26 protein-coding genes are annotated in these 24,756 nt (G+C 67.6%); 10 read left to right on the plus strand and 16 right to left on the minus strand.

The window, feature by feature from the left end:
* Window positions 1–33: 33 nt before the first annotated feature.
* The 8 genes from ABVN73_RS06075 to ABVN73_RS06110 all read right to left on the minus strand — a co-directional run bounded on the left by ABVN73_RS06075 (window position 34) and on the right by ABVN73_RS06110 (window position 7,750).
* The gene (locus ABVN73_RS06075) at window positions 34–711 is read right to left on the minus strand and encodes an L-2-amino-thiazoline-4-carboxylic acid hydrolase (protein ID WP_353859359.1); all 678 of its coding nucleotides are present in this window, start codon (window positions 709–711) and stop codon (window positions 34–36) included.
* 63 nt (window positions 712–774) lie between these two features.
* Window positions 775–1,758 carry a branched-chain amino acid ABC transporter permease gene (locus ABVN73_RS06080; protein WP_353859360.1) on the minus strand — a complete coding sequence of 328 codons (984 nt, stop codon included), beginning with the start codon at window positions 1,756–1,758 and terminating at the stop codon, window positions 775–777.
* Window positions 1,759–1,761: 3 nt separating this feature from the next.
* On the minus strand, window positions 1,762–2,649 hold the full coding sequence (locus ABVN73_RS06085; protein ID WP_353859361.1) for a branched-chain amino acid ABC transporter permease: 888 nt from the start codon (window positions 2,647–2,649) through the stop codon (window positions 1,762–1,764).
* 94 nt (window positions 2,650–2,743) lie between these two features.
* Window positions 2,744–3,958 carry an ABC transporter substrate-binding protein gene (locus tag ABVN73_RS06090; RefSeq protein ID WP_353859362.1) on the minus strand — a complete coding sequence of 405 codons (1,215 nt, stop codon included), beginning with the start codon at window positions 3,956–3,958 and terminating at the stop codon, window positions 2,744–2,746.
* A 43-nt stretch (window positions 3,959–4,001) separates the two neighbouring features.
* Window positions 4,002–4,724: an ABC transporter ATP-binding protein gene (locus ABVN73_RS06095; RefSeq protein WP_353859363.1), complete on the minus strand. Its 723-nt coding sequence runs from the start codon at window positions 4,722–4,724 to the stop codon at window positions 4,002–4,004.
* The gene (locus ABVN73_RS06100; protein ID WP_353859364.1) at window positions 4,717–5,472 is read right to left on the minus strand and encodes an ABC transporter ATP-binding protein; all 756 of its coding nucleotides are present in this window, start codon (window positions 5,470–5,472) and stop codon (window positions 4,717–4,719) included. Before ABVN73_RS06100 ends, ABVN73_RS06095 begins: the two co-directional genes overlap by 8 nt.
* A 333-nt stretch (window positions 5,473–5,805) precedes the next feature.
* Window positions 5,806–6,279, minus strand: coding sequence for a MarR family winged helix-turn-helix transcriptional regulator (locus ABVN73_RS06105; RefSeq protein WP_014240398.1), 474 nt, complete (start codon window positions 6,277–6,279; stop codon window positions 5,806–5,808).
* 409 nt (window positions 6,280–6,688) lie between these two features.
* Window positions 6,689–7,750 carry an enoyl-CoA hydratase/isomerase family protein gene (locus ABVN73_RS06110; protein ID WP_353859365.1) on the minus strand — a complete coding sequence of 354 codons (1,062 nt, stop codon included), beginning with the start codon at window positions 7,748–7,750 and terminating at the stop codon, window positions 6,689–6,691.
* A 167-nt stretch (window positions 7,751–7,917) separates the two neighbouring features.
* On the opposite strand from ABVN73_RS06110, the gene ABVN73_RS06115 reads away from it, so the two are divergent.
* The 3 genes from ABVN73_RS06115 (at window position 7,918) to hemB (ending at window position 10,849) form a co-directional block, all read left to right on the plus strand.
* Window positions 7,918–8,898 carry a diacylglycerol kinase family protein gene (locus ABVN73_RS06115; protein ID WP_353859366.1) on the plus strand — a complete coding sequence of 327 codons (981 nt, stop codon included), beginning with the start codon at window positions 7,918–7,920 and terminating at the stop codon, window positions 8,896–8,898.
* A gap of 25 nt (window positions 8,899–8,923) precedes the next feature.
* On the plus strand, window positions 8,924–9,772 hold the full coding sequence (locus tag ABVN73_RS06120; protein WP_353859367.1) for a metallophosphoesterase: 849 nt from the start codon (window positions 8,924–8,926) through the stop codon (window positions 9,770–9,772).
* Between the two features lie 63 nt (window positions 9,773–9,835).
* Window positions 9,836–10,849, plus strand: coding sequence for a porphobilinogen synthase (gene hemB, locus ABVN73_RS06125; protein ID WP_014240393.1), 1,014 nt, complete (start codon window positions 9,836–9,838; stop codon window positions 10,847–10,849).
* Between the two features lie 60 nt (window positions 10,850–10,909).
* Here the strand turns inward: hemB and ABVN73_RS06130 are convergent, their stop codons facing one another.
* Genes ABVN73_RS06130 through dapA form a run of 3 tightly spaced genes read right to left on the minus strand, consistent with a single transcriptional unit; the run spans window position 10,910 to window position 13,340 of the window.
* The gene (locus tag ABVN73_RS06130) at window positions 10,910–11,938 is read right to left on the minus strand and encodes a methyltransferase (RefSeq protein ID WP_353859368.1); all 1,029 of its coding nucleotides are present in this window, start codon (window positions 11,936–11,938) and stop codon (window positions 10,910–10,912) included.
* A gap of 13 nt (window positions 11,939–11,951) precedes the next feature.
* Entirely contained in the window at window positions 11,952–12,428 is a 477-nt protein-coding gene (smpB, locus tag ABVN73_RS06135) for an SsrA-binding protein SmpB (RefSeq protein ID WP_038527736.1), read from the minus strand.
* A gap of 36 nt (window positions 12,429–12,464) precedes the next feature.
* Window positions 12,465–13,340, minus strand: coding sequence for a 4-hydroxy-tetrahydrodipicolinate synthase (gene dapA / locus ABVN73_RS06140; RefSeq protein ID WP_353859369.1), 876 nt, complete (start codon window positions 13,338–13,340; stop codon window positions 12,465–12,467).
* A gap of 78 nt (window positions 13,341–13,418) precedes the next feature.
* Between dapA and ABVN73_RS06145 the strand changes: the two genes are divergently transcribed.
* Both ABVN73_RS06145 and ABVN73_RS06150 read left to right on the plus strand, forming a co-directional pair.
* A complete protein-coding gene (locus tag ABVN73_RS06145; protein ID WP_353859370.1) occupies window positions 13,419–15,383 on the plus strand; it encodes a lytic transglycosylase domain-containing protein in 1,965 nt (654 codons plus the stop codon).
* A gap of 263 nt (window positions 15,384–15,646) precedes the next feature.
* On the plus strand, window positions 15,647–15,874 hold the full coding sequence (locus ABVN73_RS06150; protein WP_149165813.1) for a hypothetical protein: 228 nt from the start codon (window positions 15,647–15,649) through the stop codon (window positions 15,872–15,874).
* Between the two features lie 49 nt (window positions 15,875–15,923).
* Here ABVN73_RS06150 and mltG read toward each other — a convergent pair whose 3' ends face one another.
* From mltG to fabD, 5 genes are all read right to left on the minus strand, one after another.
* Window positions 15,924–16,925, minus strand: coding sequence for an endolytic transglycosylase MltG (mltG, locus tag ABVN73_RS06155; RefSeq protein WP_353859371.1), 1,002 nt, complete (start codon window positions 16,923–16,925; stop codon window positions 15,924–15,926).
* Between the two features lie 26 nt (window positions 16,926–16,951).
* Window positions 16,952–18,214, minus strand: a complete 1,263-nt coding sequence (gene fabF, locus ABVN73_RS06160) for a beta-ketoacyl-ACP synthase II (RefSeq protein ID WP_353859372.1) — start codon at window positions 18,212–18,214, stop codon at window positions 16,952–16,954.
* Window positions 18,215–18,300: 86 nt separating this feature from the next.
* Entirely contained in the window at window positions 18,301–18,540 is a 240-nt protein-coding gene (locus ABVN73_RS06165; RefSeq protein WP_014240383.1) for an acyl carrier protein, read from the minus strand.
* A gap of 169 nt (window positions 18,541–18,709) precedes the next feature.
* Window positions 18,710–19,447: a 3-oxoacyl-[acyl-carrier-protein] reductase gene (fabG, locus tag ABVN73_RS06170; protein WP_353859373.1), complete on the minus strand. Its 738-nt coding sequence runs from the start codon at window positions 19,445–19,447 to the stop codon at window positions 18,710–18,712.
* An 8-nt stretch (window positions 19,448–19,455) separates the two neighbouring features.
* Complete coding sequence (fabD, locus tag ABVN73_RS06175; RefSeq protein ID WP_353859374.1) at window positions 19,456–20,412, minus strand: ACP S-malonyltransferase; 957 nt, start codon at window positions 20,410–20,412, stop codon at window positions 19,456–19,458.
* 393 nt (window positions 20,413–20,805) lie between these two features.
* Between fabD and rpsF the strand changes: the two genes are divergently transcribed.
* The 5 genes from rpsF to ABVN73_RS06200 all read left to right on the plus strand — a co-directional run bounded on the left by rpsF (window position 20,806) and on the right by ABVN73_RS06200 (window position 24,591).
* Window positions 20,806–21,243, plus strand: a complete 438-nt coding sequence (gene rpsF, locus ABVN73_RS06180) for a 30S ribosomal protein S6 (RefSeq protein ID WP_353859375.1) — start codon at window positions 20,806–20,808, stop codon at window positions 21,241–21,243.
* On the plus strand, window positions 21,244–21,516 hold the full coding sequence (gene rpsR, locus ABVN73_RS06185) for a 30S ribosomal protein S18 (RefSeq protein ID WP_014240379.1): 273 nt from the start codon (window positions 21,244–21,246) through the stop codon (window positions 21,514–21,516). It begins immediately after the preceding gene.
* 33 nt (window positions 21,517–21,549) lie between these two features.
* Window positions 21,550–22,506 carry a DUF2232 domain-containing protein gene (locus ABVN73_RS06190; protein WP_353859376.1) on the plus strand — a complete coding sequence of 319 codons (957 nt, stop codon included), beginning with the start codon at window positions 21,550–21,552 and terminating at the stop codon, window positions 22,504–22,506.
* Window positions 22,506–23,072 carry a 50S ribosomal protein L9 gene (gene rplI / locus ABVN73_RS06195; protein WP_137138574.1) on the plus strand — a complete coding sequence of 189 codons (567 nt, stop codon included), beginning with the start codon at window positions 22,506–22,508 and terminating at the stop codon, window positions 23,070–23,072. The genes ABVN73_RS06190 and rplI overlap by 1 nt, the downstream gene beginning before the upstream one ends.
* Window positions 23,073–23,337: 265 nt before the next feature.
* The gene (locus ABVN73_RS06200) at window positions 23,338–24,591 is read left to right on the plus strand and encodes a cyclopropane-fatty-acyl-phospholipid synthase family protein (RefSeq protein ID WP_353859377.1); all 1,254 of its coding nucleotides are present in this window, start codon (window positions 23,338–23,340) and stop codon (window positions 24,589–24,591) included.
* Window positions 24,592–24,756: the final 165 nt, after the last annotated feature.

Raw genomic sequence — 24,756 nt, forward strand, 5'->3', positions numbered from 1 at the left:
CGGCCGCGACCGCTCCTTCCGGGGGGATGACTCTCAAGCTGACGGCAGCCGCGAGAATCGGAAATCGCAGTGGCTGGCGCCGCCCGCGAGGGTTTGCGTTCGTTCCAGATGGATGCCACGTGTCGCATAGGCGTCGAAATCGAGACCGCAAAGGTTCGGCAGAAGGTCCTTGTCGCCGTGCCGGGCCGCGAACTTGCAGAAGCCGCAGGCTCTGTAGTTGATGCCGAACTCGAAATCGTCCCCTGGACCCGGCTCGACGAAGTCGTAGACGAAATCCTCGGCAAATCGCTCCCGGCGGCTCTTCTCCGCCTGCTCGCGCAGAAACGCCTGATTTTCCGGTGACAGGAACTCACGCCCCGCGGCGAGACGCTCCGCCTCGGGAACGGTGAGCAATTGGGCCTTGTAGGCTTCCCGCTCGATATCGCCGATCACCGGCAGCGGCACGCGATGCCGCCGGAGCACGCGGCTGATGGCCATGAACCCCAGGAGACGCATAAAGAAGTCGCTCATGCGGCTTTCCGCGCCCCCGACATAGGGCATCTGGGCAAGCACGAGACCGAACTCGTCCATCACCTCCCGCTTGATCCCCTCGATGCCGGACGGATGCACATGCGCGCGCACCATGCCCTCGGCAAGGTCGAGGCGTTGGCGCATGGCTGCTTCCATCGCACCGCGATGCTCCTCGTAGAAGGGATGGATGGTCCCGGTCATGCGTCCTCTCCCACACTCTCGAAGGCGGTCGGTTTCGTTGGCGGTCGGTCGGCCCCGGCCGGCTCACGGGCGCTTCCCGCCGAACCGGGCGGCGATCTCCCCGACGATGCCGCGGCGGAACAGCAGCACGCAGGCGACGAAGATCACGCCGATCACCACCGGCACCGGCAGGTTGCTCGCCGCCAGATAATTCTCCAGCGTCACGACCAGCGCCGCCCCGACCACCGGGCCGAACAGAGTCCCGATGCCGCCCAGCAGGGTCATCAGCACCACCGCCCCGGACATCTGCCACTGCACGTCGGTCAGGGTGGCGAGCTGGAAGACGATGGCCTTGGTGCCGCCGGCCAGACCGGCCAGGGTGGCGGACAGGACGAAGGCCATCAGCTTGTAATGGTCGGTGCGGTAGCCGAGCGAGATGGCGCGCGGCTCGTTCTCGCGGATCGCCTTCAAGACCTGGCCGAAGGGCGAATGGACGGTGCGCCAGATCACCACGAAGCCGAACAGGAAGACCGCCAGAACCGTGTAGTACATCGCCATCGGCTGGCTGAGGTCGATGACCCCGAACAGATGGCCGCGCGGCACCGCCTGGATGCCGTCCTCGCCGCCGGTGAACTTGAGCTGCAGGGCCATGAAGAAGACCATCTGCGACAGCGCCAGCGTGATCATGGCGAAGTAGATGCCCTGCCGCCGGATCGCCAGCGCCCCGAAGGCCAGCCCGAGCGTCGCGGAAAAGGCGGTGCCGAGAAGGATTCCCACTTCCGGCGGCAGCCCCCAGACCTTCACCGTGTGGGCGGTGATGTAGGCGGCCCCGCCGAAGAAGGCGGCGTGGCCGAAGCTGAGCAGACCGGCGAAGCCGATCAGCAGGTTGAAGGCGCAGGCGAACAGCGCGAAGCACAGCACCTTCATCACGAAGACGGGGTACAGCACGTAGGGCGCGGCGATCAGGACCAGCAGCAGCACCGCGAGCGCCAGCAGGCCCGGCATCGCCGGCCTGCCGGTGGCGGGGGCCGCGGTTTCGCGGCGGACGGCGTCGATCTCGGTCGCCATGGGTCACCTCTCCCGCCCGAACAGGCCGGCGGGCTTGATCAGCAGCACCACGGCCATGATGACGAAGACGACGATGTTCGACGCCTCCGGATAGAACACCTTCGTCAGACCTTCCAACAGCCCCAGGCCGTATCCCGTCAGCACCGCCCCCAGAATCGACCCCATGCCGCCGATCACCACCACGGCGAAGACGACGATGATGAGGTTGGAGCCCATCAGCGGCGACACCTGATAGATCGGCGCGGCCAGCACGCCGGCCAGCCCGGCCAGCGCGACGCCGAAGCCGTAGGTCGCCGTGATCATCAGCGGCACATTGATGCCGAAGGCCTGGACCAGCACCGGATTCTCGGTGGCGGCGCGCAGGTAGGCGCCGAGCTTCGTCCGCTCGATGGCGTACCAGGTGGCGAGGCAGACGACCAGCGAGGCGACGACGACCCAGCCGCGGTAGTTGGGCAGGAACATGAAGCCCAGGTTCTGCCCGCCCTTGAGCGCGTCCGGGATCGGATAGGGCTGGCCCGACACGCCGTAGAAATGGCGGAAGGCGCCCTCGACGATCAGCGCGAGACCGAAGGTCAGCAGCAGCCCATAGAGATGGTCGAGCTTGTAGAGACGGCTGAGCAGCGTCTTTTCCAACACCACGCCGAAGGCGCCGACGACCAGCGGCGCCAGCAGCAGCGCCCACCAGTAGCCGATCCCCGCCATGGTCAGCAGCAGCCACGCCACGAAGGCCCCCAGCATGTAGAGCGCGCCGTGGGCGAAGTTGATGACGTTCAGCATGCCGAAGATGACCGCCAGCCCGAGGCTGAGCAGCGCGTAGAAGGACCCGTTGATCAGCCCCAGAAGAAGCTGCCCGAACAGCGCCTGGGGCGGGATGCCGAAGATTGTGGACATGTCGCTCGCTTCCGGCCGTTCTGCGCGGCGGGTGATCGCCCCGGCGTTCCGTGCCCGCATGCGGCGGCGGACGTAACGCCGGGGCGGGCGGGGATCAGCCCGGCAGCTTGCAGCCGCTTTCCGCCATGGTGGCGAAGGCCTCGTCGCCGGGGATGGTGCGGATGATCTCGTAATAATCCCACGGCCCCTTGGACTCGCTGGGCTTCTTCACGCGGGCCAGATACATGTCGTGCACCATGCGCCCGTTCGGCAGGATCTTGCCGTTCTTGGCGAACATGTCGTTGACCGGCATCTCCTTCATCTTGGCGGCGACCGTCGGCCCGTCGTCGGTTCCCGCCGCCTCGACGGCCTTCAGGTAGTGCTTGACCGAGGAATAGCTGCCGGCCTGCACCATGGTCGGCATCTTGCCGGTCTTCGCCTTGTACTTCTCCGACCAGGCGCGCTTCTCGTCGTCCATGTCCCAATAGAAGCCGGTGGTCAGGACGAGGTCCTGGGCGACCTGGAGCCCCAGCGCGTGCACGTCCGACAGGAAGATCAGCAGCCCGGCCAGTTTCTGCTGCCCGCTCTGCGTCAGGCCGAATTCCGACGCCTGCTTGATCGAGGTGATGGTGTCGCCGCCGGCGTTGGCGAGGCCGATGACCTGCGCGCCCGACGACTGCGCCTGCAGCAGGAAGGAGGAGAAGTCCGCCGTGTTCAGCGGCGCCCGCACCGCGCCGACGACCGTGCCGCCGGCCTTCTTCACCTGCGCCGCCGTGTCGGTTTCGAGCTGGTGGCCGAAGGCATAGTCGGCGGTCAGGAAGAACCAGCTCTTGCCGCCCTCCTTCACGATGGCCTGCCCGGTGCCGACGGCCAGCGCGCGGGTGTCGTAGGCCCAATGGAAGCCGGTGGGCGAGCAGGCGTCGCCGGTCAGGCGCGAGGTCGCCGGCCCCTGCATCAGGAAGATCGTCTTCTTCTCGCGCGTCACCTCCTGCACCGCCAGGGCGACGCCGGAGTTCGGCACGTCGACGATGACGTCCACCCCGTCGCGGTCGATCCATTCGCGGGAGAGGTTGGAGCCGATGTCCGGCTTGTTCTGGTGGTCGGCCGCGATCACTTCGATGGGCTTGCCGAGAACCTTGCCGCCCGCCTCCTCCACCGCCATGCGGACAGCGACCACCGAACCCTCGCCACCCAGATCGGCGTAGAGGCCGGAGCGGTCGTTGAGGACGCCGATCTTCACGACGTCGCCGGAGACTTTGCCCTGCTGGGCCTGCGCGGAACCGACGGCCAGCGCGGCAAGCGCCGCTCCGGCAAGCAGACGTGCAATCATTCCATTCCTCCCGGTTCGAATTCGAACGTTTCTGCTTGTTGATTCAGACACCCAGATACGTGTGCAGCTTCTCCATGTTGGCGGCGAGCTGGTTGTTCGGGATCATGTCCACCACATGACCCTCCTCCATCATGTAATGGCGGTCGGCGATGGTGGCGGCGAAGCGGAAGTTCTGCTCAACCAGCAGGATGGTGAAGCCGCGCTGCTTGAGCTTGCGCACGGCCACGCCAATCTGTTCGATGATCACCGGGGCCAGCCCTTCCGTCGGCTCGTCGAGAAGGATCATGGTGGCGCCGGTGCGCAGGATGCGCGCGATGGCCAGCATCTGCTGCTCGCCACCCGACAGGCGGGTGCCCTGGGTCGAGCCGCGGCCCTGGAGGTTGGGGAACAGCTCGTAAATCTGCTGGACCGTCATGCCGCCGTCCTTGACGACGGGCGGCAGCGTCAAATTCTCATCGACGCTGAGCGAGGCGAAGATCCCGCGCTCCTCCGGCACATAGCCGATGCCCAGGCGCGGGATCCTGTGCGGCGCCATGCCGATCAGTTCCTGCCCCTGGAAGCGGATGGAGCCCGTGCGCCTGCCGACGATTCCCATGATGGAACGCATGGTGGTCGTCTTGCCGGCGCCGTTGCGGCCCAGCAGGGTCACGACCTCGCCCTGGCGGACCTCCAGGTTCACCCCATGCAGGACGTGGCTCTCGCCGTAGAAGGCCTGGAGATCGGAGACCTCCAGCATCGCGGTCCTCACCGCAGCGCCGTCAGGCATGACCGCTCCCCATATAGGCTTCACGGACCTTCGGATGGCGCGACACCTCGGCGTAGGGGCCTTCGGCCAGCACCTCGCCGCGGGCCAGGACGGTGATCCAGTCCGACAGGTTGGCGACGACGGACAGGTTGTGCTCCACCATCAGGATCGTGCGGTTGGCCGAGACCCGCTTGATCAGCGCGGCGATGCGGTCGATGTCCTCGTGCCCCATGCCGGCCATCGGCTCGTCGAGCAGCAGCATCTCCGGTTCCAGGGCCAGCGTCGTGGCGATCTCCAGCGCGCGCTTGCGGCCGTAGGGAAGCTCCGCCGCCGGCAGATGGGCGTAGCCGGACAGCCCGACATCCTCCAGCAGTTCCATCGCCCGCCCGTTCAGCCGGTCGAGCACCGATTCCGATGTCCAAAACTGGAAGGAATTGCCGAGCGGCCGCTGCAGGCCCACCCGCACATTCTCTAGAACCGACAGATGCGGGAACACCGCCGAGATCTGGAAGGAACGGATGATGCCCAGCCGCGCCACGTCCGCCGGCTTCACCGCGGTGATGTCGCGCCCGTTGAAGAGGATGGCGCCGTTGCTGGGCTGAAGGAACTTGGTGAGCAGATTGAAAACGGTTGTTTTTCCGGCCCCGTTGGGACCGATCAGCGCATGGATGGACCCCCGCCTTACCCGGAGACTGACGTCGCGGACGGCGACGAAGCCCCGGAATTCCTTGGTCAGTCCGCGCGTCTCCAGAATGACGTCACTTGCCATATCCTCCCCATCCCCTGTTTTTCAGCAGCCTTCCGCGAGGCCGCCTGTTGTTTGGTTCAGGTTAGCAGCAATCTGTCACACGTACAGCTTACGGAAAGAACTTAATCCCGTCCATCCGGAAGCGGTCGAGGCGCGACAATGCGGTGCCGGACAGCGAGTCCGGCTGGGGAAACGGGTGTGTGGGAGGCCGGAACGCGAGCATGAAAAAAGCGGCCGCGCAGGGCCGCACACCGACTCGCGGCACGCCTCCGAACCCGAGGCCGGAGGCGTGCCTTTCTCTTTCGACGCAGGAGCCGGAAACCGCGGTACCGATACGACTCAGGCGGTAGCGGATCAGGCCGCCGAGGTCAGCGGAAAGCCGCTGTAGTCGAGCGACGCGGACCAGAAGCGCTCGAGCTTGCGCAGAGTCTCGTTCGCCTTGACCAGTTCCTCGTCGCTGAAGCCGGCCTTTTCCAGCGCCGTCAGGTGGCGCTCGAACATGCGGCTGATCTTCTCGCGCAGATCGAGACCCTTCTCCGACAGGCGGACGCGCACCGACCGGCGGTCGTGCGGCGAGCGCTCCTGCCCGAGATAGCCGTTCTCGACCATCTTCTTCACGTTGTAGGACACGTTGGAGCCGAGATAGTAGCCGCGCGCCGTCAGTTCGCCGACGGTCATCTCGTCTTCGCCGATGTTGTAGAGGATCAGGCTCTGGACGTTGTTGATGTCCTGGATACCGAGCCGGTCAAGCTCGGTCTTCAGCACCTCGAGAAAGTGGCGGTGAAGCCGTTCGATCAAGAGGATGCTTTCATAATAGGGTTTGCGCACCGCGGTCTCCTTTGGCTCGTACCGGACATGGGCCGACCTGTGGCCTTTCCGGGGTCCTTAAGGGGAGATTAACCGATCATTGTCCGGCAATCACCTCAATAATGCCCCAAAAGCACAGCCCGGGTTGTAGAACAGCCTGGCCCTGCGGAATACCCCCGTCCTGCCGTGCCAAGCCCCGTCGCGTGCCGGAAGGTGCCCGGAATCCGGGCGTCCCGGCGGCATTCCCGCCCGGCGAACCGGGCGGCAAGCCGACCCGTCCCACCCGACCCCCGACAGCAACCGTCAGGCAACAACAACGGTCAGGTTTGAGACAAGTCCCGCAAGGATTTCCCCGATACTAACGCAGAAACGCGCGGAATGTGCCCGTATCCGTGCACGTTCAGAGTGCAATAAAGGGGGGCGGACCTCTTCATTCGGTAAAGCGCAAATCCCCGCCGACGGGTTCGGCGAAGTAACCGGCCACCTCTTCAGCCGTCACGTCGGTCAGAGAGGCCGGCGACCAGCGCGGATTCCGGTCCTTGTCGACCAGAGCCGCGCGGATGCCCTCGTAGAAGTCATGGCGGGCGAGGAAGGCGAGGCTGAGGCGAAGCTCCTGGACCATGCAGCCGTCGAAGTCCAGCTTGGCGCCGCGGCGCAGCGCCTCCAGCGTCACCGTCAGGCTGGTCGGCGACACCCGCTTCAGCGTGGCGAGCTGGCCGGCGGCCCACTCCGTGCCTTCGGCCTCCAGGGCGGCGACGATGGCCTCCACCGCGTTGTGGGCATAGCAGCGGTCGATGGCCGCGCGGTGGGCGGCGACCGGGGGTTCGCCGGCGTCCCCGCGATGGTGCGCGACCGCCTCGTCGGCCGGCACGCCATCGGCCAGCTCGGCGATCAGGGACTCCAGCCTGGCGCTGGGAACGAAGGCGTCGGCGGCGCCGACCTCGATCATGTCCGCCGCCTTAAGACGGTCTCCGGTCAGGCCCAGCCAGATGCCGACCTGTCCGGGCAGGCGCGGCAGGAAATAGGTGCCGCCGACGTCCGGATAGAGGCCGATCCCCGTCTCCGGCATGGCGAACATCGTCCGCTCCGTCACGATTCGGTGCGAGCCGTGCACCGACAGGCCGACACCGCCGCCCATGCTGATGCCGTCGATCAGCGCGACATAAGGCTTCGGGCAGGTGTGGATCAGACGGTTGAGGACGTACTCCTCGCTGAAGAAGGCGCGGATGGACGCGCCGTCGTCCTGCCCCGCCTTGGCGGCCTTGCCCGTCTCGTACAGGTTCACCACGTCGCCGCCGGCGCAGAAGGCCTTCTCCCCCGCGCCCTGCACGACGATGGCCTTGACCTCCGGGTCGGCGATCCAGGCGCGCAGCTGCGGATCGAATTGGCGGATCATGCCCAGCGTCAGGGCGTTCAGCGCTTTCGGGCGGTTCAGCGTCACCAGCCCGATGGCGCCGCGGCGTTCGAACAGGATCTCGGCGGGTTCGCTCATGGTTCCGGTCGTTTCCATTTGTTCGTTTGTGGGGCGAATTTGTTGGTTTCGGGCGATGATACGGGCGGCGGGCGGCGTGTCAAACCGCCGTTTCGCAGCGCAGCGTCGCGGAACACCGCCCCGGCCTCAGCCGTTGCCGCACCCACAGTCATGAGCGGGACAGTTCCATGATGGCAGCTTCAGCAGCGCAAGCGTCACGTCAGGAGGGAGCGGGCCGCAAGACGGCCATCGTCCTCAACCGGTCCGCGGGAACGCTGGCCGGACAGCCGATCGACGACACGGTGGCGGCGATCCGCAGCGCCTTCGAGCGGCACGGGGCGGAGGTGTCGCTGACCGCGGTGGAGCCGTCCGATTGCGAATCGGAAATCCGCAAGGCCATCGACTCCGACGCGGAGCTGGTCATCGTCGGCGGCGGCGACGGGACCATCCACACCGCGGTCAACATGATCCTGCCCACCGGCAAGATCCTGGGCATCCTGCCGCTCGGCACCATGAACCTGCTGGCGCGCGACCTGAAGACCCCGCTCGACCTCGACGAAGCCTACGAGGCCCTGGCCGCCGGCGAGGTGAGCAGCATCGACGTGGCGGAGGTGAACGGCGAGGTCTACCTGAACAGCTCCGTCCTCGGCTTCTACCCCCAAGTGGTCCAGGAGCGCGAGGAGAAGCGCAAGCGGCACCGCCTGCTGAAATGGCCGGCGATGGCGCTGGCCATGGTCCGTACCTTCCGTCGCCTGCCCCTGCTGGACGTGCGGATCGACTGGGGCGACGGCCCGCGCCGCGTGCGCACGCCGATCCTCGTGGTGTCCAACAACCCCTTCGACGGCGAGGCGGGCAGCATGCTCCTGCGCCGCAACACGCTGGCGTCCGGCAAGCTCGGCGTCTACGTGGCGCGGCAGCGCGACCCCTGGGGGCTGCTGCGGCTGATGGGGCGCACCGTGCTCGGAACCTGGCAGCATGATGAGGAGTTGGAAACGCTGACGGCCACGCAACTGACGGTGCACAGCCGGCGGAGGCGGCTGAAGATGGTTAACGACGGCGAAATCCTGCAGATGGAGCCGCCGCTGAACTACCGCATCCGTCACAAGGCTCTGAAGATCCTTCTGCCCAAGGCGCCGGCCGAGGGGGATGGACCGGCGGACGGCGCGTGAGCAGAGAATTCGTCAGGGAGGTGTCGTGAAGAAGCTCGCCCACATCTCGGACCTGCATTTCGGGCGGATCGACCCGCTGGTGGTCGACGGCCTGCTGGCCGACCTGACGGCGGCGCGGCCCGACCTGATCGTCATCTCCGGCGACCTGGTCCAGCGCGCCAAGGCCCGCCATTTCCTGGAGGCACGGGCCTTCCTGGAGAAGCTGCCCTTCCCCTATCTGGTCGTCCCGGGAAACCACGACATCCCGGTCTACAATGTGGTCCGCCGCTTCCTCGACCCGTTCGGCAACTACAAGCGCTACATCACCAAAGACCTCAGCCCCTTCCACATCGATTCGGAAATCGCCGTGCTGGGGATCAACACGGCGCGCTCGGTCATCGCGGACTTCTCCGAGGGGCGCATGAACAAGGCCCAGATCAAGCGCGTCCGCGAGGTGTTCTGCGAGGTGCCGGACACCGTCTTCAAGGTGCTGTTCACCCACCACCCCTTCCTGCCGCCGCCCGACGCGCCGAAGACGAAGCTGGTCGGGCGGCACAAGCTGGCCCTGCCGGCGCTGGAAAGCTGCGGGGTGGACCTGCTGCTGGCCGGGCATCTGCACCGCGCCTATTCCGGCGACATCATGACCCACCACACCCAGGTGGCCCGCTCCATCCTGGTCGCCCAGGCCTCCACGGCGACCTCCACCCGGCTGCGCAACGAGGCCAACGCCTACAACCTGATCACCATCGAACAGCCTCGCGTCACCTTCGAGGTGCGGTCGTGGGAGGGGGCGGCCTTCACCGGCGGCCTCGTCTCGCAATGGCGCAAGGACGGGCACCGCTGGGTCATGGAAATGCAGGACTCGGGATTCAGACCTGTGAGCGGTGCGGCTTGAGTCGCGGCGGCCATGCGGCGTAGGATCGCGCCGCAAGTATTAAGAGCACATCAGGTCCCCCGCATGTCCGCTTCGCATTTCCGGTCCCCGGCGTCCTTCCCGCGCACCCGGCTTCGCCGCAACCGCGCCGACGCCTGGACCCGCCGCCTCGTCGCCGAGAACCGCCTCACCGTGGACGACCTGATCTGGCCGGTCTTCGTCATCGAGGGGCAGAACCAGCGGGTGCCCGTGGCCTCCATGCCCGGCGTGGAGCGGCTGACCATCGACCTGCTGACCGAGGCGGTGGCCGCGGCCGGCGACCTTGGCATCCCCTGCGTCGCCCTGTTCCCGGTCGTCGGCGCCGAGGGCAAGTCGGAGGACGCGGCGGAAGCCTACCGCCCCGACAACCTGATGAACCGCGCCATCCGCGCGCTGAAGGCCGCGGTGCCGCACGTCGGCATCCTGGGCGACGTGGCGCTGGATCCCTACACCACTCACGGCCACGACGGGCTGATGCGCGACGGCTACATCCAGAACGACGAGACGGTCGAGGTGCTGGCCCGGCAGGCGCTGTCGCAGGCCGACGCCGGCGTGGACATCGTCGCACCGTCGGACATGATGGACGGCCGCATCGGCCTGATCCGCGACCGGCTGGACAGCCACGGCCACGAGCTGGTGCGGCTGTGCTCCTACGCCGCCAAATACGCCTCGGCCTTCTACGGCCCCTTCCGCGACGCGGTGAATTCCGGCGGTTTCCTGAAGGGCGACAAGAAGACCTACCAGATGAACCCCGCCAACACCGACGAGGCCCTGCACGAGGTCGCCCTCGACCTTCAGGAAGGGGCGGACATGGTGATGGTCAAGCCGGGCCTGCCCTATCTCGACGTCATCCGCCGGGTGAAGGACACCTTCGCGGTTCCGACCTTCGCCTACCACGTCTCCGGCGAATACGCGATGCTGCGCGCCGCCGCGCAGAACGGCTGGCTCGATTACGACAAGGCGCTGCTGGAGACCCTGACCGGCTTCAAGCGCGCCGGCTGCGACGCCATCCTGACCTACGGCGCCGTGGACGCGGCGCGTCGGCTGCAGGAGGGGTGATCCGCCCGCGCGGGGCCGCGCTGCGGCACGGCCCCCTCGCCGTCCATCAAGTTCGGCCGGTTACTTCGGCGTGCCCTTCCACACCTGGAACTGCGGCGTTTCCAGCAGCAGGTCGGCGTGGCCGAAGGCCGTCTTGAACAGCTTGCCGACCCCCGCCGTCCGCTGCGTCACCGCGACCAGAGAGCCGCGCAGCTTCAGATACTGCTTGGTGCCGGCGACCAGGGCTTCCAGCATCCCGAAATCCTCGTCCTTGCCGCGGTGGAGCGGCGGGTTCGAGACGATCAGCCCGAAGCGCTCCCGCGCGCCGAGCCCGGCCAGCCCGTCGCTCAGCACGCATTCGGCGTCCGGCACGTTCTGGCGGGCGGCGTGCAGCGCCACCGCGTCGATGTCCAGCAGGGTCAGCCGGGCGTCCGGCGTGCGCTCCCGCACCGCCCGGGCGATCACGCCGGCGCCGCAGCCGAAGTCCAGGACGGCGGTGCCCGCCGCGATCTCCGGCAGGACCTGGAGCAGGCATTCCGTGCCGGTGTCGAGACGGCCATGGGCGAACAGGCCGGGATAGGACACCAGATCGAGCGCGCCGTCACGCCCCGGCAGCGGCAGGGCGACGGTTTCCCGCCAATCCTCCAGATTGCCCTTGGCCGAATCGCTGGTCCTGCGGGTTTCCAGCAGGCGGGCGCGTCGCTTGATGGTCAGAGTCTCGACGCCCTCCGCCAGACCGTCGAAGCGCTTCGGCGCGGAGGTGATGCCCTCGTCGTTGCTGCCGGCGATCCACAGCGGCGCCCCCAAGGGCAGGCGGGCGGCCAGGGCGTGCAGGGCCATCTCGAAGGCGGCCCAGCCGCGCGGAAGGCGCAGCACGGCACCGTCGAAGGCGCCGTCGGCGGGCCAGGGCGTGGCCGGCTTGCCGTCCAGCCCCAGGCGGTGCCAGGAGACGACCTCCGCCCCGCCGTCGGCCAGGGCCTCCTCCATGGCGCCGTCGGTGTCGCCGGCCACCAGGATGCGGCCCTGCGGGCGGCGCTCGGCCAGGGCCTCCGCGGCGACGCCGGCCACGGTGGAATCGCGGTCGGTCGCGCGGTTGGACAGTCGGCTCACAGGCTTCTTCCTCTTATCCCCGGTCGCGCATCAGGCGCGCCTTGTCGCGCTGCCACGTCCGTTCCTTCTCGGACTCTCGCTTGTCGTGCTTCTTCTTGCCGGCGGCCAGACCCACCTCGACCTTGGCGATGCCGCGGTCGTTGAAATAGACGGACATGGGGATCAGCGTGATCCCCTTCTGCTTGATGGCCCCCATGAGCTTGCTCAGCTCGCGGCGGTGCACCAGCAGCTTGCGCGGCCGCTTGGTCTCGTGCTGAAGCCAGCGGCCCGCCTGCCCGTATTCCGGGATGTAGGCGTTGAACAGGTACAGTTCCCCGTTCTTGAGGCCGGCGTACGCCTCGTTGATGCTGGCACGGCCGCCGCGCAACGACTTCACCTCGGTGCCGGTCAGGATCAGACCGGCCTCCATGGTGTCTTCGATGAAATAGTCGAAGCGTGCGCGGCGGTTCTGTGCCGCGATGCGCCTTGGTTCGGGCTCGCGGGCGGCCACGTATCCTCCTTCCCTGGGGCGGGGTGCTGCCGTCCCTTAGGACAGCAGCCCGGCCTTCGTCATCGCGTCGCGGACGGTGGTCCGCGTGCTCTCCGACGCGGCGACCAGCGGCAGGCGAACCTCGTCCGAGGACTTGCCGAGCAGGCTCGCGGCGTATTTCACCGGGGCCGGGCTCGTCTCCACGAACATGGAATCGTGCAGCGGGGTCAGCAGGTCGCGGTACTTGTAGGCGGTGGCGAGATCGCCCTTCCGCCAGGCGTCCTGCATCGCGGCGCACTGGGCCGGCGCGATGTTCGCCGTCACCGAGATGCAGCCGACGCCGCCCTGCGCGTTGAAGGCCAGCGCCGTCGCGTCCTCGCCCGACAGCTGGATGAAGTCGGGACCGACCTCCTGCAGCAGGCGGACCGGGCGGGCCAGATCGGCCGTGGCGTCCTTCACGCCGATGATGTTCGGCAGCTTGGCGAGGCGGGCCATCGTTGCCACCGACATATCCACGACACTGCGGCCGGGAATGTTGTAGATAACGATCGGCAAATCCGCCGCGTCATGGATCGCTTTGAAATGCTGGTACAGACCTTCTTGCGTCGGCTTGTTGTAATAGGGCGTGACGACCAGCGCCGCGGTGGCGCCCGCCTTCTTGGCGTGCTGGGTCAGCGAGATCGCCTCCTCGGTGGAGTTCGACCCGGTGCCGGCGACGACCGGAACCTTCCCGCCCGCGGCCTCGATGCACAGCTCGACGACCCGGTTGTGCTCCTCGTGGGAGAGGGTGGGCGACTCGCCCGTGGTGCCGCACGGCACGAGACCGTGGGTGCCCTGCGCAACCTGCCACTCGACGAAGGACTGGAAGGCGGCCTCGTCCACTTTCCCGTTTTTAAACGGGGTCAAAAGAGCGACGATGGAACCGTACAACATGCCTGCCACCTCCGACGGACTACAAGAAAAGTGTCGCGCACCTTAGCCGCACCCGTTCCCCCGAGCAAGAGCGCCCGGATGATCATCCGACATGCCACCCGTTCCGCCATTGCCGCCACCCTGCTGGGGCTGATCGCGCTGTCCCAGCCCGCCGGGGCGGCCAGCCTGACGGCGCAGGACCTCGCCGTCTACCGGCAGGCCTTCAAGGCCGCCGACAACGACCGCCACGACGAGGCGCTGCGCATCGCCGCCCAGGCCTCCAACAAGCTGCCGGCCAAGGTGATCCGCTGGATGGCCCTGGCGACTCCCGGCGGTGGCAGCTTCGACGAGATCGCCGCCTTCATCCGCGAGAACGGCGACTGGCCCAACCAGGCGCAGCTCCGCCGCCAGGCGGAAAAGGCGATGCCCATCGACCTCGACGAGGACCGGGTGCTCGCCTGGTTCAAGCAGTACCCGCCGCTGTCCAACGAAGGCTTCATGCGGCACGCCGACACGCTGCTGGCGACCGGCAACGCGGAGCGGGCGGTGCGCATGGTGCGCGACCGCTGGGTGGAGGCGAACTTCACCTCCGCGGACGAGGAGCAGTTCCTGGCCCGCTACCGCTCGCATCTGCGGCCGCAGGAGCACAAGGCGCGCATCGACCGGCTCCTGTGGGAGCGCCAGGAAGCGGCGGTGCGCCGCATGCTGCCCTTCTTCGACGAGGCCTATGACTTGCTGATCGAGGCGCGGATCGCCCTGGACAGCGACGCCAAGAACGCCGACGCGGCCCTCGCCCGCGTCCCCGCCTCCCTGCGCAACGACCCCGGCCTGCTGTTCGACCGCGCCCGCTATCGCCGCCGCAAGGGCGACGACGCGGGGGCGCTGGAGATCATCGCCCAGGCGCCCAAGGACATGGGCCGCCCGCAGGCCTGGTGGACGGAGCGCCACATCCTGGCCCGCCGCGCCATGGTGAACGGCGACCACAACCTCGCCTACCGTCTGGTGACGGCGCACGGACAGACCGAGGGAAGCGGCGCGGCGGAGGCGGAGTTCCTCGCCGGCTTCCTGGCGCTGCGCTTCCTCGACGACCCGTCGAGCGCCTTCAACCATTTCCACAAGCTCTACCGCTCCGTCGGCGCGCCGATCAGCAAGGCGCGCGGCGCCTACTGGTGCGGACGCGCGGCGGAGGCGCTGGGCCAGACGGCGCAGGCCAAGGACTGGTACGCCAAGGCCGCCCAGTACGGGACGACCTTCTACGGCCAGCTCGCCGCCCGCCACACCGGGACCGGGCGCATCGCCCTGCCCGCCGAGCCGCGCGTGTCGAACGCCGACGCCACCGCCTTCGAGCGTCGGGAGGTGGTCCGCGTGACCAAGCTGCTGGCGGAGATCGAGGGCAACACCGACGAGCGGGTGACCGCCTTCGTGCGCCGCATCAGCCTCGACGCCAAGGAGCCGGCGGATTACGTGCTGGCGGCCAAGCTGGCCCGCGAGGTCGGGCGCCGCGACCTCGCCGTCGCCGCCGCCAAGGACGCCGCGCAAAACGACGTGTTCCTGGTCGAAGCCGGCTACCCGATGATCGAAAGCCGCCCGTCCGCTCCGGAAATCGCCCTGGTGCACGCCATCATCCGCCAGGAGAGCACCTTCAACACCCGCGTGGTGTCGTCCGCCGGGGCGCGCGGCCTGATGCAGCTCATGCCCGGGACGGCGCAGTTGGTCGCCAGCAAGCTGGGCGTCAAGCACGACAACGCCAAGCTGATCAGCGACCCGGACTACAACGTGCGGCTCGGCTCGACCTATCTGGCCGACATGATCGACCGCTTCAACGGCTCCTACATCATGGCCATCGCCGCCTACAACGCCGGCCCGACCCGTGTCCGCCAGTGGATCGAGACCTACGGCGACCCGCGCGGCGAGGCCATCGACGCGGTGGACTGGCTGGAGCTGATCCCGATCTACGAGACCCGCAACTACGTGCAGCGGGTGATGGAGGCCATGCTGGTCTACCGGGCGCGCATCCAGGGCGCCAAGGCGGAGCTGAACCTGGACAAGGAAATCCGTCGCTGATCCCCCGCCGGTCCTTCGTCCCCACCGGACGAAGGACCGGCGCAACGATAAAAAACGAATATTCGAAAGTCCCGAAAGCCGGCTTAACTCTGTCACATACCGAAATCGAAATCGTCCAATTTTCGCCCTTTTCGTCCGAAGTGGTAACTCTTCTTCCTATCCGGAAGATGAATTGCATTTAATGCTCTATTAACCACAAGACGAGAGAATTCCCACGCACGGACGGACCGTGTTTCTCTTTATTCCGTGATTGGGAGCCTACCATGCCAGCACCGATGGTCGCCGATGAAGTCCGCCAGGCGTGCCGCATCCACGCGCGCCTTTTAGACGCCTTCATCACCTTGACGGAACAGGAACTGGCGCAGCTCGCCCCTGGTTTCGCCGAGGAAAGCCTCATGGAATCGCTGGAGAAGATGCGCGCCGCCCGCAAGAGCTACGGCGCCCTGGGTGGTGTCGTCGCCCTGGAGGTGGTGGCGTCGAACGCCGCCTGACCAAGGGCTTGGCGTTCGGGTCGGCCTTCCGTTCGGGAACAGGGGACCGCTAATCCTGCGGCGTGTCCCCGTTGCCCGCGCCACCCGACTGACGGCGCTGCACCTCGCGCCATTTGGCGACGTTCCGATTGTGATCCGGCAACGTCTTCGCAAAGACATGCCCGCCGGTGCCATCGGCGACGAAATACAGGAAGTCGTGTTTTTCCGGGTGCAAAGCCGCCTGGATGGACGCCCGCCCCGGGTTGGCGATCGGCCCCGGCGGAAGTCCCGCCGCGACGTAGGTGTTGTAGGGCGACTCGAACTTCCAGTCGTTGCGGGTCAAGGCCCGCCCCAGCTCCCCGCTGCCATCGGTCAGCGCGTAGATCACCGTCGGGTCCGACTGGAGCTTCATGCCGGTCTCCAGGCGGTTGACGAAGACGCCGGCCACCTTGGCACGCTCCGCCGCGACGCCGGTCTCCTTCTCCACGATGGACGCCATGGTCAGCGCCTGCTGCGGAGTCTCGTAAGGCAGATCCGGGCCACGGTTCTTCCACGCCTCGTTCAAGGCCTGGGTCATGGCGTGCTGCATCCGCTCGACCAGGGCCGAGCGCGAATCGCCGAAGGAATAGTGATAGGTTTCCGGCAGAAGCGTTCCGTCCTTCGGAAGCGCCTTCAACTCGCCGTTCAGCGCCGGCTCGGCGTCGAGCAGGGCCACCACCTGGGCGGAGGTCAGCCCCTCCGGCACCGTGAAGCGGCGGACCACGGTCTTGCCCTGGCGCAGCATCTCCAGAACGCCGTCGACGCTGATCCCGGCGGGGAACGCATACTCGCCGGCCTTCAGCGGCCCCTGAAGCTTGGCCGCGAACAGGAAGAGGATCGGGGAGTCGACGACCCCCGCATCCTCCAGCGTCAGCGCGATGGCTTCCAGCCCGCTGCCGCGCGGGATGACCACCGTCTCGGCATGTTCGAGCGGTCCGGGGGCCATCACACGTAGGGCACCCCAGAACGCCACGCCGCTGCCCGCGGTGAGGACGGTCAACGCCCCCGCCGCGATTCGGAGGCCCCAACCCATCGGCGCTCTCCGCGATGCTTCGCCGCTCAGGCGAATTCCTTGAAGATCAGCGAGGCGTTGGTGCCGCCGAAGCCGAAGGAGTTCGACAGGGCGGCCCGCACGCGGCGCTCCTGCGCAACCTTCGGAACGAGGTTGACGCCGAGGCAGCTGTCCGACGGGTTCTCAAGGTTCAGGGTCGGCGGAACCAGGCTGTGGTTGATCGCCTTGATCGAGTAGATCGCCTCGACCGCGCCGGCGGCCCCCAGCAGGTGGCCGATGGCCGACTTGGTGGAGGACATGGCGAGGTTGTCCATCGCCGAGCCGAACAGACGCTTCACCGCGCCCAGCTCGATCTCGTCGCCCAGCGGCGTGGAGGTGCCGTGCGCGTTGACGTAGTCGATGTCCGACGGCTCCAGCCCGGCCCGCTTCAGCGCGTTGCGCATGGCGCGGAACCCGCCGTTGCCATCCTCCGCCGGGGCGGAGATGTGGTAGGCGTCGCCGGACATGCCGTAGCCGACCACTTCGGCGTAGATGTGGGCGCCGCGCTTCTTGGCGTGCTCCAGTTCCTCGAGGACGACGACACCGGCGCCCTCGCCGATCACGAAGCCGTCGCGGTCCTTGTCATAGGGACGCGACGCCTTTTCCGGCGTGTCGTTGAAATTCGTCGACAGGGCGCGCATGGCGGCGAAACCGCCGACGCCCAGGCGGCTGACCGCCGCTTCCGTGCCGCCGGCGACCATCACGTCCGCGTCACCCAGCATGATCAGGCGCGAGGCATCGCCGATGGCGTGCGCGCCGGTCGAGCAGGCCGTGACCACCGCGTGGTTCGGGCCCTTGAAGCCGTGCTGGATGGAGATGTGGCCGGACGCCAGATTGATGAGGCAGGCCGGAATGAAGAAGGGGGAGATGCGGCGCGGGCCCTTTTCGGCCAGCGTGACCGCACCGTCGGCAATGCCCGGCAGACCGCCGATGCCCGAGCCCACCATGACGCCGGTGAGTTCGCGCTCTTCCTCGGTCTGGGGAACCCAGCCGGAATCCTTGATCGCTTCGTGGGCGGCGGCGATGGCGAAGATGATGAAATCGTCCATCTTCCGCTGGTCCTTCGGCGGGACGAAGACATCGGGGTTGAACAACCCCTCGCCATCGCCGCGCGGGACCTGCCCGGCAACTTTCGAGGCCAGATCGGAGGCGTCAAAACCCGTGATGGCGCGGATGCCCGATTGGCCGGCGGTCAGACGCTCCCAGTTGAGCTTATGGCCGACACCGAGCGGCGTGACCAGACCAAGGCCGGTAACGACGACACGTCTCATGGGGTATTCCTTGACCTTTCCTCGGAAAACTCAGCGACGGCCAGGCCACTTTGGAAAGCTGCCTGGCCTTTCACGCCAGCGCCTGATCAGGCGGCGGCGTTCGCCTTGATGAAGTCGATGGCGTCCTTCACCGTCAGGATCTTCTCGGCGGCGTCGTCCGGAATCTCGCAGCCGAACTCCTCCTCGAAAGCCATAACCAGCTCGACCGTGTCGAGGCTGTCGGCGCCGAGATCGTCGATGAAGGAGGCGTTCTCCGTCACCTTCGACTCCTCGACCCCGAGGTGGTCCACAACGATCTTCTTAACGCGCTCGGCGACATCGCTCATTTTTTAAGACCTTCCAATCCTTGAGACCGCTCGGGCGAATTCGGCCGGCTCAACACGCGGCTGCGTGCCTTCCTGCCACAAAAAGCCCCGTCCGATAACACATTTTTACAGCCTTGACCAGCGCCCGCGGGAGCCGGTCCGAACCTGTGGTTCAGGCAGCGAATCCGCCTCAGATCATGGCCATGCCGCCGTTGATGTGCAGCGTCTGGCCGGTGACATAGGCGGCCTCATCGCTCGCCAGGTACACGACTCCGGCGGCGATTTCCCCCGGCTCGCCCATGCGGCCGGAAGGAATGGCGGTGAGCAGCTTGTCCTTCTGCTCGGAATTCAGGGCGTCGGTCATCGCCGTGGTGATGAAGCCCGGCGCGACGCAGTTCACGGTGATGCCGCGCGATGCGACCTCCGCGGCCAGCGACTTCGACATGCCGATCATGCCGGCCTTGGAGGCGGCGTAGTTGGCCTGGCCGGGGTTGCCGGTGACGCCGACGATCGAGGTGATGCCGATGATGCGGCCCCAGCGGCGCTTCATCATGCCGCGCAGCACGGCGCGCGACAGGCGGAAGGCGGCGGTCAGGTTGACGTCCAGCACCGACTGCCAGTCGTCGTCCTTCATGCGCATGGCCAGCTGGTCGCGGGTCAGGCCGGCGTTGTTCACCAGGATGTCGATCTGGCCGAGGGCGGCCTCCGCGTCCTTGGCGAGCTGCTCGGTGCCGGCGGCGTCGGCGAGGTTGCCGGGCACCACCAGGGCACGCTCGCCCAGTTCGGCGGCGAGCGCCTCCAGCGGGGCGACGCGGGTGCCGGAGAGCGCGACGGTGGCGCCCTGCACGTGCAGCGCGCGGGCGATCTGCGCCCCGATGCCACCCGAGGCGCCGGTGACCAGCGCCTTCTTTCCGGTCAGGTCGAACATGGAATGCCTCACAGGGTCTTCAAGAACGATTCGACGTCGGCCGGGCCCTGTACGGAGGTGCCGGCCATTTCCTTGTCGATGCGCTTGGCGAGACCCGACAGCACCTTGCCGGAGCCGAGTTCGACCAGCGTGTCGACGCCCTGCTCCTTCATATAGAGCACGCTCTCGCGCCAGCGAACCATGCCGGTCACCTGCTCCACGAGAAGGCGGCGGATCTCGTTGGGGTCCGACACGGCCGACGCGGTCACGTTGGCGACCACCGGAACCGCCGGCGCGTTGATCGTCACCGCGGCCAGGGCCTCGGCCATGGCGTCGGCGGCGGGCTGCATCAGCGGGCAGTGGAAGGGCGCGCTGACGGGCAGGCGCACGGTGCGCTTCAGCCCGCGCTCCGCCGCGATCACGATGGCGCGCTCGATGGCCTCGGCGTGGCCGGAGATCACCACCTGCCCCGACGAATTGTCGTTGGCGACGGTGCAGACCTCGCTCTGGCCCGTGGGGGTCTTGGCGGCGTCGGCGGCGATGGCCTGGGCCTGCTCCAGCTCGGCGCCCAGCAGGGCGGCCATGGCGCCCTGCCCGACCGGCACGGCCTTCTGCATGGCCTGGCCGCGCAGCTTCAGCAGGCGCGCGGTGTCGGCCAGCGTGAAGGCGCCGGCGGCGCACAGGGCCGAATACTCGCCGAGCGAATGGCCGGCGACGAAGGCCGCATGCTTGGCCAGGTCGAGCCCGCCCTGGTCCTTCAGCACCCGCATGACGGCGACGCTGACGGCCATCAGGGCCGGCTGGGCGTTCTCGGTCAGCGTCAGGTCGGCCTCGGGGCCTTCGAACATCAGGCGGGACAGGCGCTGGTTCAGCGCGTCGTCGACCTCTTCAAAGGTGAGCCGCGCGACCTCGAACGCCTCGGCCAGCTCACGTCCCATGCCGACGGCTTGGCTGCCCTGGCCCGGAAAGACGAACGCCCTGGTCATGCTGTCTGGGAACCCTAGTAAAAAGGCGCGCCACCCGCGGCGCCGCCGTTGAATTCGGCGACAGTCATAACCGGCCTTTCGGGCAAGTCAAGCGATGCTCAACGTTGAAGGGCTGGAATTGGTGCCTTTCTGTTGCATTTCCGGCATTTTTTCATTGCTGCGATGCAAAGGCGAACGGAGAAAAGGGCCTTTCCAAGGCCTTCCGAAGGCCGTGGCCGCGGAATCGCCCGGCGGCTCGTGTTTCCGCTTGTCGGGATAGGGCTTTTGTGCATACTGCGCCGCTTCATAACTCCTTGCCGGTGGCCCGCGTGCCGTCGGCTAGGCCCGGGCGGCTGATCCTGTCCATAGGGGATGGGGCGCAGCGCCGGACCATGAACAGCCATGGGGAGTACGATGGCTCTTTACGAGTGCGTGCTGATCGCGCGCCAGGACATCTCGGCCGCCCAGGCCGAGCAGCTCGGCGAGCAGTTCGCCCAGATCATTCGCGACAACGGCGGCCAGGTCGCCAAGACCGAATACTGGGGCCTGAAGACGCTCACCTACAAGATCAAGAAGAACCGCAAGGGTCACTACACCCTGTTCAACCTTGATGCCCCCGCCGCCGCCGTCCTCGAGATGGAGCGGAACATGAGCATCAACGAGGACGTGCTGCGCTTCATGACCGTCCGCGTCGATGCGCTGGACGCCAACCCGTCGGTGATGATGCAGAGCCGCGGCGAGCGTGGTGACCGCGGCGATCGCGGCGACCGCGGCCCGCGCCGCTTCGAGGATCGTGGCCCGCGCCCGCCGCGCCGCCAGGAGCCCACCGTTGCCGAAGGGGAGAACGCCTAAATGTCCGACAAGCAGACCTCGGGCGCTCCGGCCCGCACCGGTGGCGGTCCCCGCCGTCCGTTCTTCCGCCGCCGCAAGACCTGCCCGTTCTCGGGCGCGAACGCCCCGGCGATCGACTACAAGGACGTCAAGCTCCTGTCCCGCTTCATCTCCGAGCGTGGCAAGATCGTGCCGAGCCGCATCACCGCGGTTTCCGCGAAGAAGCAGCGCGAACTCGCCCGCGCCATCAAGCGCGCCCGTTTCCTGGCCCTGCTTCCCTACGTGGTGAAGTAAGGACCGAAGCGGACAACAGGCAAAGGTAATCCCATGGCCTCGCCCCTGGCCGCCCCTCTGGCGGCTGCCATCGGTGTCGGCGTGGTCAGCGCTTTCTTCTACCTCGCCGTTCTGTTCGGCGGGTTCGGGGCGCTGATCCTGGGCTATCTGGCGCCGCTGCCGCTGTTCCTCGCGGGATTGTGGCTCGGCTCCACCGCCTCCCTTCTCGCCGGCGCGGCGGGAACGGTGGCGGTCCTGGCGGTGTCGTCCAGCGTCCTGGTGTCTCTCGCCTATCTGGTGACCGCGGCTGTCCCGGTCATCCTGGTGGTGCGGCAGGCGCTGCTGGCGCGGGCGGCGGCCGACGGGGGTGTGGAATGGTACCCTCCGGGCCGGCTCCTGATGGCGCTGACCGGAATGGGACTGGCGGGCCTTCTGGGTGCCGCGGTTCTGACGCTCGATCAGCCCGGCGGGCTGGAGGGCGCGGTGCGGGAGACGCTGGGCCGCATGGCGGACCAGATGTTCTCCGCGCAGGGCCAGCCGGCCCCGGACCCGCAGGACATCTGGATGGCCGAGGTGTTGCCGGGCTTCGCGGTGATCTCATGGCTCGTCATGACGATCGTCAACGGTGCCTTGGCGCAGGGCGTCCTGATGCGGTTCGGCCGCAACCGGCGCCCCGCCATGCGGCTGGACGACGTGGAACTGCCCCGGTGGCTGACCACCGCGTTCCTGCTGACCATGGTGGCTGCCTCGCTGGCGTCGGACCCGGTCGGGTTCCTCGCGGTCAACGCCGCGCTGGTCCTGGCCTTGCCATTCGCCTTTGCCGGGCTTTCGGTGGTGCATGTGTTCGCCCGGAGCCGATCGGCCAAGCTGCCGATCCTCATCGGGTTCTACATGTTCCTGTTTCTTTTCGGTTGGCCGATCGTGCTGATGGTCGGTCTGGGCATGATCGAGCAATGGATTGGGCTGCGTCGCCGTCTCCGGCCCGCCGGCCCCGATCAGGAGGACGAGTGATGGAAGTTATTCTGCTGGAGCGGGTCGAGAAGCTCGGCCAGATGGGCCAGGTCGTGAAGGTGCGTCCCGGCTTCGCCCGCAACTATCTGCTGCCGCAGAAGAAGGCCATGCGCGCCACCAAGGCGAACATGGCGTTCTTCGAGAAGCAGAAGGCCCACCTGGAGGCCGTCAACCTGGAGCGCCGCAAGGACGCCGAGCAGGTTGCCGCCAAGATGAACGACGTGACGGTCGTCGTGATCCGTCAGGCCGGCGAGACCGGCGTGCTGTACGGTTCGGTGACCCCGCGCGACGTCGCGGACGCCCTTGACGCCGCCGGCTACAAGGTCGACCGCAAGCAGGTGTCGATCGAGACCCCGATCAAGACGCTGGGCCTGTTCAAGCTGCGCGTCGTCCTGCACCCCGAGGTGAGCGTCTCCGTCACGGTGAACGTCGCCCGCTCGCAGGAAGAGGCCGAGCTGCAGCTGTCCCGTGGTGGCATGGTCACCGCGGCCGACCTGCGCGACGACGAGGACGAGATCGAGGAGGCCCCCGAGGCCGCCGAGGCCGAGGTTTCCGAGGAGGGCTGACCGCCCGCTCAACGAGACCAGTCCGCTCGTCCGGAAGCCGCCCGCCCCCCAGGGGGCGAGGCGGCTTTTCCGCTTTCGGCGCTCCGCGTCGTCCGGCCCTTCCTCCTTCCGGCCCCTCCTCCTTCCGGATGCGCCGGACGCTCCGCGCCCTGCCCCGTCCGGCGGGTTGCCACTCCCCGCCCCCGTCCCCGACTCTCGTTCCCGGTTGCTCGCCCGTGGCGATGAAACCGTACCGAGTCGTGTTCGACGGATGCGGAGACGCGCGATGCTGCTTGCCCGCCTGCTCAGCCCGGCCCTGACGGCCGGCGCCCTGGACATCGTCGGTGCCGACGGACGGAGGCACCGGGTGGGGACCGGCAGCCCGTCGCTCACCCTGCGCCTGCATGACCGGGCGCTGCACCGCGACCTGGTGGTCAATCCGCGGCTGCGCTTCGGCGAAGCCTACATGGACGGCCGCCTGTCCATCGAAGGAGGCACGGTCTATGATTTCCTGGCGCTGCTGAGCGCCGGTTCGGACAATGTCCAGGGTGTTCTCGGCAGTCTCCGGGAGGCCGCCTCCCCGGCGCTGCGGCTCATCCAGCAGAGCAATCCCCTGCGGCGGTCGCGGCGCAACGTCGCCCATCACTACGACCTGTCGCGGGCCTTCTTCGAACTGTTCCTCGACCGCGACCTGCAATATTCCTGCGCCTATTTCCCCACGGCCGACACCGGTCTGGACGAGGCGCAGGAGGCCAAGAAACGGCACATCGCGGCGAAGCTGCTGCTCCAGCCGGGCATGCGCGTCCTCGACATCGGCTGCGGCTGGGGCGGCATGGCGCTCTACCTCGCCCGCATGACCGGCGCCCAAGTCACCGGCATCACCTTGTCCCGCGAGCAGTTCGCCGTGGCGCGCGAGCGGGCAGCCCATGCCGGGTTGGCCGGGCAGGTGCGCTTCGAACTGCGCGATTATCGCGAGATGGAGGGGCGCTTCGACCGCATCGTCTCGGTCGGCATGTTCGAGCATGTCGGCGTGCCCCATTACCCGACCTTCTTCGCCAAGCTGCGCGACCTGCTGGCCGAGGACGGGGTGGCGCTGCTTCATTCCATCGGACGATCGGACGGGCCGGGCTCCACCAACCCATGGTTCCGCAAATACATCTTCCCGGGCGGCTACTCGCCCGCGTTGTCGGAGGTGATCCCGGCGGTGGAGAGGGCCGGGCTGTGGAACACCGACGTCGAGATCCTGCGCCTGCATTACGCCGAAACGCTGCGCCATTGGCGGGAGCGCTTCGCGGCCCGGCGCGAGGAGGCCCGCGCCATGCACGACGAGCGCTTCTGCCGGATGTGGGAGTTCTATCTGGCTGGGGCGGAGATCAGCTTCCGCTACCAGGGGCACATGGTTTTCCAGATGCAGTTGGCCCGCTCGCTGGGCGCCGTTCCGCTCGTCCGCGACTACATGCAGCGCGCCGAAACGGCCCTGGCCGACGCGGTGCCGCGGCCCCTGCGCACCGGCCGGAACGTCGGTGCCGGCAACGCTTGACCAGAGGCGCCCGCGCCACATCGACCCACAGGTTTTGCACGGGTCCAAAGCTTTGATAAAACGTGCCGTTTCCGGCTTACCCCCAGCTTTCACCGGCTGTGGGCAAAAGTTACTCACAGGAATGTGGGTAGATTTACCCCGATCGCACAGCTTTGCGTCCCGCCC

Source organism: Azospirillum formosense (assembly GCF_040500525.1).
Classification (GTDB): domain Bacteria; phylum Pseudomonadota; class Alphaproteobacteria; order Azospirillales; family Azospirillaceae; genus Azospirillum; species Azospirillum formosense_A.